The following is a 10876-nucleotide window of genomic DNA, read 5'->3' as shown; positions in this document are numbered from 1 at the left end:
CGGTCGCGGCCAGCCTCAGCTACGACCCCACCACGCGCACCGCGACGCTGACGCCCTTCACGGCATTGGCGGCTTCCACCACCTACACCGCCACGCTGCGCGGCGGCGGCACCGACCCGCGCATCAAGGACGCCTCGGGCAACCCGATGACGAGCAGCGTGACGTGGTCCTTCACCACCGCAGCGGCTTCCGCCGAAAACAGCTGCCCGTGCAATGCCTGGTCCGACACGGCGACGCCCACCAATGCGTCGATCAATGACACCAGCGCGGTGGAGCTGGGCGTGAAATTCCGCGTGGACGTTGATGGCTTCATCACCGGCGTGCGCTTCTACAAGGGTACGGGCAACACCGGCACGCACATTGGCAACCTCTGGAGCCTGGACGGCACGCGGCTGGCCACGGCGCCCTTCACCAGCGAGACCGCCACCGGCTGGCAGCAGGTGAACTTCGCCACGCCGGTGCCGGTGAGCGCCAACACGGTGTACGTGGCCTCGTACTACGCACCGAACGGCCGCTATGCCGGGGACAGCCAGTTCTTCTCCACCAAGGGCGTGGACAACGCGCCGGTGCACCTGCTGCAAAACGGCGTGAACGGCGGCAACGGCGTCTTTGCCTACGGCAGCAGTTCCAGCTTCCCGTCGGAGGCGTACCAGGCCACCAACTACTGGGTGGACGTGGTGTTCTCGCCGGCGCCGGCGGGTCCCGACACCACGGCGCCGACGGTGACCGGCACCTCGCCGGCCAACGCTGCCACGGGCGTGCCCACGACCAGCAGCATCACCGCCACCTTCAGCGAGGCGGTGGACCCGGCCACCGTGGGCAGCAGCACCTTCGAGCTGCGCAGCGCGGGCGGCACGCTGGTGCCCGCCACCGTGACGTACAACGCGGCCAGCCGCACCGCCACGCTCACCCCCGGCGCGTCGCTGGCGGCCTCCACCGCCTACACCGCCACCGTTCGCGGCGGCGGCACCGACCCGCGCGTCAAGGACCTCGCGGGCAACGCGCTGGCCAGCTCCGTCACGTGGAGCTTCACCACCGCGGTCGCGCCCACCGTGGATGGTTGCCCTTGCAACGCCTGGTCCGACACGGCGACGCCCACCAATGCGTCGGTCAGTGACACCAGCGCGGTGGAACTGGGCGTGAAGTTCCGCGTGGACGTTGATGGCTTCATCACCGGCGTGCGCTTCTACAAGGGCACGGGCAACACCGGCACGCACATTGGCAACCTCTGGAGCCTGGACGGCACGCGGCTGGCCACGGCGCCCTTCACCAGCGAGACCGCCACCGGCTGGCAGCAGGTGAACTTCGCCACGCCGGTGCCGGTGAGCGCCAACACGGTGTACGTGGCCTCGTACTACGCACCGAACGGCCGCTATGCCGGGGACAGCCAGTTCTTCTCCACCAAGGGCGTGGACAACGCGCCGGTGCACCTGCTGCAAAACGGCGTGAACGGCGGCAACGGCGTCTTTGCCTACGGCAGCAGTTCCAGCTTCCCGTCGGAGACGTACCAGGCCGCCAACTACTGGGTGGACGTGGTGTTCTCGCCGACGCCGGCACCGGCGGGTCCCGACACGATGGCGCCCACGGCCACCTTCACCGCCCCGGCGGCAGGCGCCAGCGTGCTGGTCAACAGCAGCGTGACCATCACCGGCACGGCCAGCGACGCCGGCGGCGGCGTGGTGGGCGTCGTGGAGGTCTCCACCGACAACGGCGCCACCTGGCATCCGGCCAGCGGTAGCAGCACCTGGAGCTACACCTGGACGCCCACCGTGGCCGGCCCGGCCACCATCCTGGCGCGCGCGGTGGATGACAGCGGCAACATCCAGTCCACGCCCGCCAGCCGCAGCGTGACGGTGGGCGCGATGGCGTGCCCGTGTTCGGCCTTTACCGCCTCCGAGACGCCGGCGGTAGCCAGCCAGTCCGACTCTGCTGCGGTCAACCTGGGCGTGAAGTTCCGCGTCACCCAGAACGGCTACATCACTGGCATCCGCTTCTACAAGGGCCCGGACAACACCGGCCTGCACGTCGGCGCGTTGTGGAGCAGCGACGGCACGCTCCTGGCCAGCGCTCCTTTCCTCAACGAGACCGCCACGGGCTGGCAGCAGGTGAACTTTCTCTTGCCCGTCCCCGTCACGGCCAACACCGTCTACGTGGCTTCGTACCGCGCGCCCAATGGCGGCTATGCCGTTGATTACGGCTACTTCGCCGTCAACGCCGTGACCTCGGGCCCGATCCACCTGCTGGCCAATGGCGAGAGCGGCGCCAACGGCGTCTTCACCTACGGCGGGACGACGGTGCAGTTCCCGAGTTCCAGCTACCAGTCGTCGAACTACTGGGTGGACGTCGTGTTCACGCCCTCACCCTGAGGCCGTACCGCGGTGCGTAAGGGCACCGCAAGCGCCAAAACGATGGCCGTGTCTCCGCAAGGAGCACGGCCATCGCGTTGATGGGCAGGCAGGTGCGGCCCGAGGAACGCGGGCCAGGCCGATCTCCCCGCCGCTGCGCGCTCAACGGCGGTCGTTGCGCCGGTCGTACCGGTTCGGGATGCCGTCACCGTCCCGGTCGCGGCGCAGGTTGTTGTAGCGGTCGTAACGGTTGGGAATGCCGTCGCCGTCACGGTCCCAGGCGGGGTTGTAGAGACGGTCGCGACGGTTGGGAATGCTGTCGCCATCCGTGTCCCAGCGCGAGGGGTGGCGATAGCCGCGCGGACGGCTCAGCGGCGCCGGCTGCAGGTAGACCGGCGCCGGCACGTACACCGGTGCGGGCTGGCGGTACACCGGCACGCCCACCGGGGCGCCGATGGTTACGGACCACTGCACGTCGCCGCCGCCATGGGCCCGGGCCAGGCCGCTGCCCAGCGCGCCTGCCAGCGCCAGCACCGTGACCACGAATGTCTTGCAACTCATGAACGCAACTCCTTGGCTGTGGGCCTGCCTGTCGCAAGGCAGGGCCAAGTCAGCAACGGCGCACCGTGGCGGGCGGTGTACCGGCGCCATGTAAAGCCCCGGTAAAGCTGCGTAAAGCCGGAGATGGCGTCGCCGTGGGCCGTGAATTCTTGATCCGGTTTCTTTTCGATCCCCCGACCGGGTGGCGACAATCGCGCATGACTTGCCTTGACTCCGCGCGCCTGGGTGCGCTGCTCGAATCCCTGGAAGCCGGTCTGCTGGAGCGCCAGACCGCCGTGCGGCTGGCGCTGCTGGCGGCGCTGGCCGGCGAGCACGTGCTGCTGATCGGCCCGCCCGGCACGGCCAAGAGCGAGTTGGCGCGGCGCCTGCACCGCGCCTTCGACGGTGCGCGCTATTTCGAGCGGCTGCTCACGCGCTTCTCGACGCCGGAAGAGCTTTTCGGCCCGCTGTCGCTCAAGGCGCTGGAAGACGACCGCTACGAGCGCCTGACCGACGGCTTCCTGCCCACCGCCGGCATCGCCTTCCTCGACGAGGTGTTCAAGGCCAACTCGGCGATCCTCAACGCGCTGCTGACACTGCTCAACGAGCGCGAGTTTGACAACGGCAGCGGCCGCGAGCGCACGCCGCTGGTGAGCGTGGTGGGTGCCAGCAACGAGGTGCCCGGCGACGAGGCGCTGCAGGCCTTCTTCGACCGCTTCCTCCTGCGCGTGCCGGTACAGCCGGTCACCGACGCCGCCTTCAGCGCGCTGCTGCAGCTGCGGCCGGCGACTGCCGCCGCAGCGCAGCCCCTGGACGCGGCCGAGCGCGCGGCGGTGGCCGGGGCTGCGGCGCAGGTGCGGCTGGGATCGGAGGCCGAGGCCGCCTGCCACGCCCTGCGCGCCTGGCTGCGCGCGCAGGAGCTGTCCCTGTCCGACCGGCGCTGGCGCCAGTGGATCGGCCTGCTGCGCGTGGCCGCCGCTACCGAGGGCCGCGCCGAAGTCGATGCGCTGGACCTGTGGACGGCGCCCTATGTCGCCAGCACCGGCCCGCAGGACGTGCCGCGCCTGGCCGCCTGGTTCGAGCAGGAGCTCGTCGGCGCGGTGCCGCAGGACGCCCCCTGGCTCACGCATGCGGTGGAGGCCTTCGAGCGGCAGCTGGAGATCGAGCAATCCGCGCCGGACGATCCCGGCGCCGCCAACGCCGCCGGCAAGCTGGCGCTGGCGCGCTCCATCAGCGGCAGCGAGCAGGGCGAGCAGTTGCTGCGCATGGTCTCCGGCACGCTGGAGGAGAAACTGCGCCGCCGTTACAGCCCCGTGCACGTCGAGGCGCGCGTGGCGCAGGTGGACGAGGTGCTGGCGCAGGCGCGCGAGCAGCATTCGCTGGCGGCGCAGCAGGAGCAGGCACTGGCGCGGCGGCTGCAAGGCCGCCTGTGGCTGCCGCCCGACCTGGCGCAGCGCCTGCTGGGCGCGCACGCGCACACGCGCGAGGTGCTGGCCGGGCTGATCGCGCGGCTGCAGCACGCGCGCGAGGCCTTCAGCCGCCTGCCCGTGGACGCGCAGCTGGAGGCCGCCGCCCCGGCGCCGGTTGTGCTCGAAGAGGCCGCCGCCTGAAGCCCGCATGGACGCTGCTCCCCTGGACCGTCCCTACGACCGGCTGGAGGCGCTGCCGCGCGGCTTGTGGCTGCCGGCCCTGATCACCAGCGCCGGCGAGCGCGGCCGGCGTCTGGCCGATGCGCGCACTTGGCTCGACAGCCTCGGTGCCGGCACGCTGCCGCCGTCCCAGGCCGACTTCGGCGACGCCGCGGCCGTCGAGCCGTTGCGCCGCGTGGTGGGCGAGCTGGGGCTGGCCGGCCTGGCGCGCGGCGTGCCGGCGCTGGCCGAGCAGGTGCTGCGCACGCTGCTGTGGCACCTGGACCGCATCGTCGATCACCAGCCGCGGCTGTCGCGCGCGGAGGCCATCGCCCGCGTGGCGGAGGATTTCCGGGCCGAGTGGCAACTGGAGAGCGCGGGGCTGGAAGAGCACCTGGCGCTGCTGCGCAGCCTGGGCGACCTGGGCCACATGCGCTGGGACGAGCTGCATGGGCAACTGCACTCGCGCTCCTGGCAGGCCGCGCGCAAGGCCAGCGAGTGGCTGCAGCAGTTGCCGGCCCTGGTGGCGCTGGTGCGGCGCCTGGGCCGTGCCGAGCGCAGCGCCGCGGCGCCCGCGCCGCAGTCGCGCGAGAGCGCCCGCGACGCCCCGCCGCTGGCGCTGCGCGCCATCGAGACGCGGCTGCCCGATGCGCCGGGCGAGATCGTCGGCGTGCGCTTCTCGTCGCGGCCCGAGCGCATGCTCGCCAGCGAGGCGGTGATGCTGCACCACCCGGTGCTCAAGAAGCTCTGGCGCGCGCGCCATGCCGAGGCGCGGCTGCTGAGCTGGGAGACGCAGGCCGTGCTCACCGACTGGCGCGTGGACCCGCACGCGCCGCCGCACCGGCGCAGCGCCCAGGCCGAGCCCGAGCCGCTGGAGCGCGGGCCAATCATCCTGTGCCTGGACACCTCGGGCTCCATGCGCGGCGCACCGGAGAACATCGCCAAGGCCGTGGCCATCGCCGCGCTGCGCGCCGCCCACGAGCAGCGCCGCGCTTGCAAGCTCATCGCCTTCGGCGGCCCGGACGAGGTGCTGGAGCGCGACCTGGGCGCCGATGCCGCCGGGCTGCGCGCGCTGCTGGAACTCATGGGCCAGAGCTTCGACGGCGGCACCGACATCCAGACGCCCATCGAGCGCGCCATCGAGCGCGTGCACGAGGCGCGCTGGCACCAGGCCGACGTGCTGCTGGTGAGCGACGGCGAGTTCGGCTGCGTGCCGCGCACGCTGCAGCGGCTGGACGAGGCGCAGCGCCGCTTCGGGCTGCGCGTGCAGGGCGTGCTGGTGGGTGACCGCGAAACGATGGGCCTGCTGGAGGTCTGCGACGACATCCACTGGGTGCGCGACTGGCGCCGCTACGCCGATGCGGCCGAGGGCGGCGACGGCCGCGGCTTCTCGCCCGTGCACAGCAAGAGCCTCACGGCGCTGTACTTCCCCAACGCCCTGTCGCAGCGAGCGGCACGGCATGCCCCTTCCACAGGAAACAACGAATGAGCTACGCCGACGACGCCCTGGCCCTGGTGCGGGCCCTGGCCGACCTGGGCCCGCTGCCGCGCGTGCGCGCGCTGCACCTGCCGCCGCCGCCGGCCCCCGACGCCCTGCGCGGCGAATTCGCGGCGCTGGAGCTGGAGGACGGCACGCTGGGCCTGTCCTACGTGCTGCTGGGCGACACCTGGGCACGGCTGCACGGGCAGGTGGACCGCGACGCGCTGGCCGGCGGCGACGCCCTGGCCCTGGCGCGCTGCTACGCCGAGGCGGACCCGATCCGGCGCACGCTGGGCTTCGCCGCGCTCAACGCGCTCACGCGCTGGCTCTTCGACCGTGCCGGCTTCGCGCCCCCGGCCAGCGGCGACTCGCTGGGTGCGCTGGATCCGCAGCCCGGCGAGACGGTGGGCATGGTCGGCTACTTCACGCCGCTGATCCCGCGCATCACCGCGCGCGGCGCGCGCGTGCTGGTGGTCGAGCTGCGTGCCGACCTGGCCGGCGAGCGCGAGGGCGTGCGCGTCACGCTGGACCCGGCCGAGCTGGCCGGCTGCGCCAAGGTGCTGTGCACCGGCACGCTGCTGCTCAACGACACGCTGGGCGCGACACTGGCGCATTGCCGCAACGCGCGGGCGCTGGCGATGGTGGGGCCCAGCGTCGGCTGCCCGCCCGATCCGCTGTTCGCGCGCGGCCTCACGCTGTTGGGCGGCAGCTGGGTCAGCGACAGCGCCGCCTACGTGCAGGCGCTGCGCGCGGGAGCCTCCACCGGCGACTTCGCCCGCAAGTTCTCGCTGGCGCCGCGGGACTATCCGGGCTGGCCGGCGCTGCTGGCACGCGCGCGGCGCGGCAGCTAACGCCCTGGCACTACGCCTGGCGGCGCGGACGCCAGTGGCGCAGCGGACGCGGCGCGTGCGACATCAGGCCCGAGACCGCCAGCACCAGCCAGAACAGCAGCGGCGCCATCGCCGGGTCCAGCGCCATCCAGGCCACCGCCGCCAGCTTCACCAGCACCACCACGCCGGCCAGCTCGCCCAGGCGGATGCGCGTGTCCGCCAACTCGGCCACGAACAGCGCCAGCCCGGTGAACAGCGTCACGGCCGCGCCGCTGCGCGGCGACAGCGGTGCGCCCAGCAGCGCCGCACCCAGCAGCACCAGGCCGGCGATGTGCGCACAGCGCAGCACGATGGCGATCCAGCGCCGCCAGGCAGGAGGTTTGGGAGCGGGGACGCGAGTCATGGGCCGCGATTGTGGCCGCGCTGCCATGAGACACCGCGCGGCGCCGGCGGCCGATTTACTTGCCCGCTGGTAGATTCCCGGAAATTCGTGAAACAATGGGGCATTTGTTGAATGTCCTTGCGCGCGGCCCGTACCCCGGGTAGCCGGCCGGGATGCTGTTGAAAGCGGAAGTTGTACGGACGTGGATTCAAGCCTTGCGTGCTGAATCGGCATCACGTTCTGTATCGTGAGATTGGCCTCGCTTCACGGGGCCCTGGCCGTCAATTGCAGTCCGGTACCGTGGGCAGCGGCAATCAATAACGAGAATTCATGTTGCGGAAACAGTCTTCGCCACCTTGTCGGTATGCTTGAACGCATTGTGTCCGTATCGGCCGGGCACGCCGTCCTTTTCATATGCCTGCTAGCGGTCACGATGAGGCCCGGTACAGGGGTTTGCGAATGCCTTTACCCCGGGTAGGCTGCCCAAGGGTAGGAATGCAGTGATAACCAGAAACACCAACAAGGAACCTCCATAACCCTGCAAGACTTACCGAACCCTTGGCCGGGTTCAGGGTGGATCGTCATTTGATCTTTGAGCGAGAGATATGGCAGCAGTAGAGCAAACCGGTTGGGTCAAGCCGCAGCGGGCTCCCACATACGACGAAATCATGGTGCGCATCGGCGAGTTGCGCACTGAATTGCAGGAACTGGAACGCCAGGCCAGCGACATGCGCGAGGCTGCCAGGCTTGAAGCCCTGGTGAAGATCCGCAACATCATGCGGGCGCAGCAGCTCACCATCGAGGACATCCTGCCGGAGCTGCGCCGCCCGGTGCGCACCGGGCGCGACTGAGGCCGCGCCCCAGCCTCGGGACCAAGCCCGCCGTCCGCGGGCTCTTTCATTTGCAAACGGCGGCCGGGAATCTCGCCCGGCATAAAGGGGCGGACTACCCAGGAGCCGCGCCATGAAAATCGCCGCGCTTACCCGTATTCCGGTCCGCCGGTGGGCCGCCATGTTGCTGGCGTTCACGGTTTGGCACGCCGCCGCGGTCCCGGATATGGAACCCGAGGCCGCCGGCCTGCATTGGGTTGGTACCTGGAGCGCGACGCCGCAGCAGCCCTGGCACAACGGGGCATCACTGGCGACCGGATTTTACAGGCAAACCCTACGTGAAATCGTTCACGTGAGTATTGGCGGCAGCCGGGTGCGCGTGCGCTTTACCAATGCCCATGGACAAGCCCCACTGCGAATTGGTGCAGCCCATGTCGCGCTGCGCAGCCATGGCGCGGCGACCGTGCCGGGCTCGGACCGTGCGCTGGCCTTTGGCGGCAAATTCGGCGTCACCATCGCACCCGGGGCGGCGGTGCTGAGCGATCCGGTGAATCTCGAAGTGCCGCCGCGCAGTGACCTGGCCGTGAGCATTTACCTGCCTGCGGCCACCGGGCTGCCCACGCTGCATTTCCGGTCGCGGCAAACCAATTACGTCTCGCCCAAGGGCAATTTCACCAGCGCGGCCAGCATGCCGGTGGCGTCCACCACGGTGTGCGCCGAACAGTTCGTGAACCGGGTTTGCACCTCGCCCTGGTATTTCCTGGCGGGTGTGGACGTGCGGGCTTCCGCCGGGGTCGGGGCCGTCGTGGCGCTGGGCGACTCCATCACGGCCGGGGCCGGTACCACCACCGACACCAACCGCCGCTGGCCCGATGTGCTGGCGCGGCGGCTGCTGAACCAGGGGCCGGTGATGGGCGTGCTCGACCAGGGCCTGGACGGCAACACGCTTTGGACCTCGGCCCTGGGCCTCAGCGCGTTGGCCCGCTTCGACCGCGACGTGGTGGCCGCCTCGGGGGCGCGCTTCGTCATCGTGCTGCTGGGCATCAACGACCTGCGCGCCGGCGCCTCCGCCGCGCGCGTCATCTCCGGGTTGCAGCAACTCGTCACCCGGGCGCACGCCGCCGGGCTGAAGGCCTACGGCGGCACGCTCACGCCCTTCTTGCGTGCCTCCGACGCGCAGGAGGCGCAGCGCCAGGCGGTGAACCGCTGGGTCCGCACCAGCGGCGCCTTCGATGCCGTGATCGACTTCGACGCCGCGCTGCGCGACCCCGCCTGGCCGCGGCGCATGCGCCCGCTCTACGACAGCGGCGACACGCTGCACCCCAACGCCGCCGGCTACGAGGCCATGGCGGGCGCGATCGACCTGTCGCTGTTCAGGCCCTGAGGGTGTGCTGCGGAGCGCTCGCGGCGGGCGTTCTGCAATCTCCTGTTACGATGGTCCGATGATTTCCGCTTCCCGCCTTTCGCGACGCAGTGCCGCGGACCGACGCCGGTCCCGCAAGCCGTGCCGCGTTCGTGCGAAGCGTGGGGTGAGGTTCGAAGCAGCGGACCGCTAGCAGTCCCCCAGGCAGTTTTCCCGACCAGGCCACGGCTCACCCCCGTGGCCTTTTTCTTTGTCCCGTCCGACCTGAAGGAGATGCCCGTGCAAGCTCAAACCCCCCTGTCCACCGCCAGCCTGATGCCGGTGGCGCCCCGTCCCGAGACGGTTTTCGTCCGCGGCGAAGGAGCCTTCCTGTTCGACAGCGAGGGCCGCCGTTACCTGGACTGGGTGCAGGGTTGGGCGGTCAACGGCTTGGGACACTCGCCCGCGCCGGTGGTGCGTGCCCTGGCCGAGCAGGCGGCGATGCTGATCAACCCCAGCCCCGCCTTCTTCAACCCGCGCGCCATCGAGCTGGCCGAGTTGCTCACCGCGCACAGTTGCTTCGACCACGTGTTCTTCGCCAGTTCCGGCGCCGAGGCCAACGAAGGCGCGATCAAGCTGGCGCGCAAGTGGGGCCAGCTGCACAAGCAGGGCGCTTTCGAGATCGTCACCTTCGCCGACGCCTTCCACGGCCGCACGCTGGCCACCATGTCGGCCAGCGGCAAGCCCGGCTGGGACCGGCTCTTCGCGCCGCAGGTCGAGGGCTTTCCCAAGGCCCGCTACAACGACATCGACTCCGTGCGCGCCCTGGTCAGCGAGCGCACCGTGGCCGTGATGCTGGAGCCGGTGCTGGGCGAGGCCGGCGTGTTCCCGGCCAGCACGGCCTTCCTGCGGGCACTGCGCGCGCTGTGCGACGAGGCCGGGCTGCTGCTGATCGTGGACGAGGTACAGACCGGGTGCGGACGCACCGGGCCGCTGTTCGCCTACCAGCGCCACGGCATCGAACCCGACATCATGACCCTGGGCAAGGGGCTGGGCGGCGGCGTGCCGCTATCGGCGCTGCTGGCCAAGCGCGCGGTCTCGTGCTTCGCGCCGGGCGACCAGGGCGGCACCTACTGCGGCAACCCCCTGGCCTGCGCCGCCGGCAAGGCGGTGCTGGACACGCTGCTGGCGCCGGGCTTCCTGGAGGCCAGCCAGGCCGCCGGCGAGCGGCTGGCGCAGGGATTGCGGGCGCTGTCGGCGGAGCTGGGCCTGGGCGCCGTGCGCGGCAGCGGGCTGCTGCTGGCGCTGGAGCTGGGCGAGCTGCCCTCGGCGCGGGTGGTGGCGCTGGCGCGCGAGCGGGGATTGCTGATCAACGGCCCGCGCCCGCACTGCCTGCGCTTCATGCCCGCGCTCAACACGACGGCCGAGGAGGTCCAGATGGGGCTGGCGCTGCTGCGGCAGGTGCTGCAGGAGGTGAAGGCGGAGGGCTGAAGCGCACT

9 protein-coding genes are annotated in these 10876 nt (G+C 71.1%); 7 read left to right on the top strand and 2 right to left on the bottom strand.

Annotation, left to right across the window (positions count from 1 at the left end):
- On the top strand, positions 1 to 2366 hold a 2366-nt coding region (locus Q0741_RS18920; protein WP_298234743.1), incomplete at its 5' end, for a DUF4082 domain-containing protein.
- 141 nt (positions 2367 to 2507) lie between these two features.
- On the opposite strand, the gene Q0741_RS18915 is transcribed toward Q0741_RS18920, so the two are convergent.
- Positions 2508 to 2906 carry a hypothetical protein gene (locus Q0741_RS18915; protein ID WP_298234742.1) on the bottom strand — a complete coding sequence of 133 codons (399 nt, stop codon included), beginning with the start codon at positions 2904 to 2906 and terminating at the stop codon, positions 2508 to 2510.
- 197 nt (positions 2907 to 3103) lie between these two features.
- Between Q0741_RS18915 and Q0741_RS18910 the strand changes: the two genes are divergently transcribed.
- Genes Q0741_RS18910 through Q0741_RS18900 form a run of 3 tightly spaced genes read left to right on the top strand, consistent with a single transcriptional unit; the run spans position 3104 to position 6844 of the window.
- On the top strand, positions 3104 to 4495 hold the full coding sequence (locus Q0741_RS18910; protein ID WP_298234741.1) for an AAA family ATPase: 1392 nt from the start codon (positions 3104 to 3106) through the stop codon (positions 4493 to 4495).
- Between the two features lie 7 nt (positions 4496 to 4502).
- Entirely contained in the window at positions 4503 to 6002 is a 1500-nt protein-coding gene (locus Q0741_RS18905; protein ID WP_298234740.1) for a VWA domain-containing protein, read from the top strand.
- Positions 5999 to 6844: a DUF364 domain-containing protein gene (locus tag Q0741_RS18900; RefSeq protein WP_298234739.1), complete on the top strand. Its 846-nt coding sequence runs from the start codon at positions 5999 to 6001 to the stop codon at positions 6842 to 6844. Before Q0741_RS18905 ends, Q0741_RS18900 begins: the two co-directional genes overlap by 4 nt.
- A 10-nt stretch (positions 6845 to 6854) precedes the next feature.
- Here Q0741_RS18900 and Q0741_RS18895 read toward each other — a convergent pair whose 3' ends face one another.
- Positions 6855 to 7226: a hypothetical protein gene (locus tag Q0741_RS18895; RefSeq protein ID WP_298234738.1), complete on the bottom strand. Its 372-nt coding sequence runs from the start codon at positions 7224 to 7226 to the stop codon at positions 6855 to 6857.
- 647 nt (positions 7227 to 7873) lie between these two features.
- On the opposite strand from Q0741_RS18895, the gene Q0741_RS18890 reads away from it, so the two are divergent.
- The 3 genes from Q0741_RS18890 to Q0741_RS18880 all read left to right on the top strand — a co-directional run bounded on the left by Q0741_RS18890 (position 7874) and on the right by Q0741_RS18880 (position 10868).
- Positions 7874 to 8056, top strand: a complete 183-nt coding sequence (locus Q0741_RS18890; protein WP_298234737.1) for an H-NS family nucleoid-associated regulatory protein — start codon at positions 7874 to 7876, stop codon at positions 8054 to 8056.
- A 331-nt stretch (positions 8057 to 8387) separates the two neighbouring features.
- On the top strand, positions 8388 to 9419 hold the full coding sequence (locus Q0741_RS18885) for an SGNH/GDSL hydrolase family protein (protein WP_298234736.1): 1032 nt from the start codon (positions 8388 to 8390) through the stop codon (positions 9417 to 9419).
- Positions 9420 to 9671: 252 nt separating this feature from the next.
- Positions 9672 to 10868 carry an acetylornithine transaminase gene (locus Q0741_RS18880; RefSeq protein WP_298234735.1) on the top strand — a complete coding sequence of 399 codons (1197 nt, stop codon included), beginning with the start codon at positions 9672 to 9674 and terminating at the stop codon, positions 10866 to 10868.
- The last annotated feature ends 8 nt before the right edge of the window (positions 10869 to 10876 follow it).

It is taken from the genome of uncultured Azohydromonas sp. (assembly GCF_937926365.1).
In the GTDB taxonomy this organism is placed as follows: Bacteria; Pseudomonadota; Gammaproteobacteria; order Burkholderiales; family Burkholderiaceae_C; genus Azohydromonas.
Note: the sequence above shows the minus strand (reverse complement) of the source record. Positions and strands in the feature narration are given on the sequence as shown.

Excerpts from the sequence above, each read along its gene's own strand:
- Q0741_RS18895 (WP_298234738.1), bottom strand. The coding sequence starts at position 7,226 with ATGACTCGCGTCCCCGCTCCCAAACCTCCTGCCTGGCGGCGCTGGATC.
- Q0741_RS18915 (WP_298234742.1), bottom strand. The coding sequence starts at position 2,906 with ATGAGTTGCAAGACATTCGTGGTCACGGTGCTGGCGCTGGCAGGCGCG.
- Q0741_RS18890 (WP_298234737.1), top strand. The coding sequence starts at position 7,874 with ATGGTGCGCATCGGCGAGTTGCGCACTGAATTGCAGGAACTGGAACGC.
- Q0741_RS18905 (WP_298234740.1), top strand. The coding sequence starts at position 4,503 with ATGGACGCTGCTCCCCTGGACCGTCCCTACGACCGGCTGGAGGCGCTG.
- Q0741_RS18900 (WP_298234739.1), top strand. The coding sequence starts at position 5,999 with ATGAGCTACGCCGACGACGCCCTGGCCCTGGTGCGGGCCCTGGCCGAC.
- Q0741_RS18910 (WP_298234741.1), top strand. The coding sequence starts at position 3,104 with ATGACTTGCCTTGACTCCGCGCGCCTGGGTGCGCTGCTCGAATCCCTG.
- Q0741_RS18880 (WP_298234735.1), top strand. The coding sequence starts at position 9,672 with ATGCCCGTGCAAGCTCAAACCCCCCTGTCCACCGCCAGCCTGATGCCG.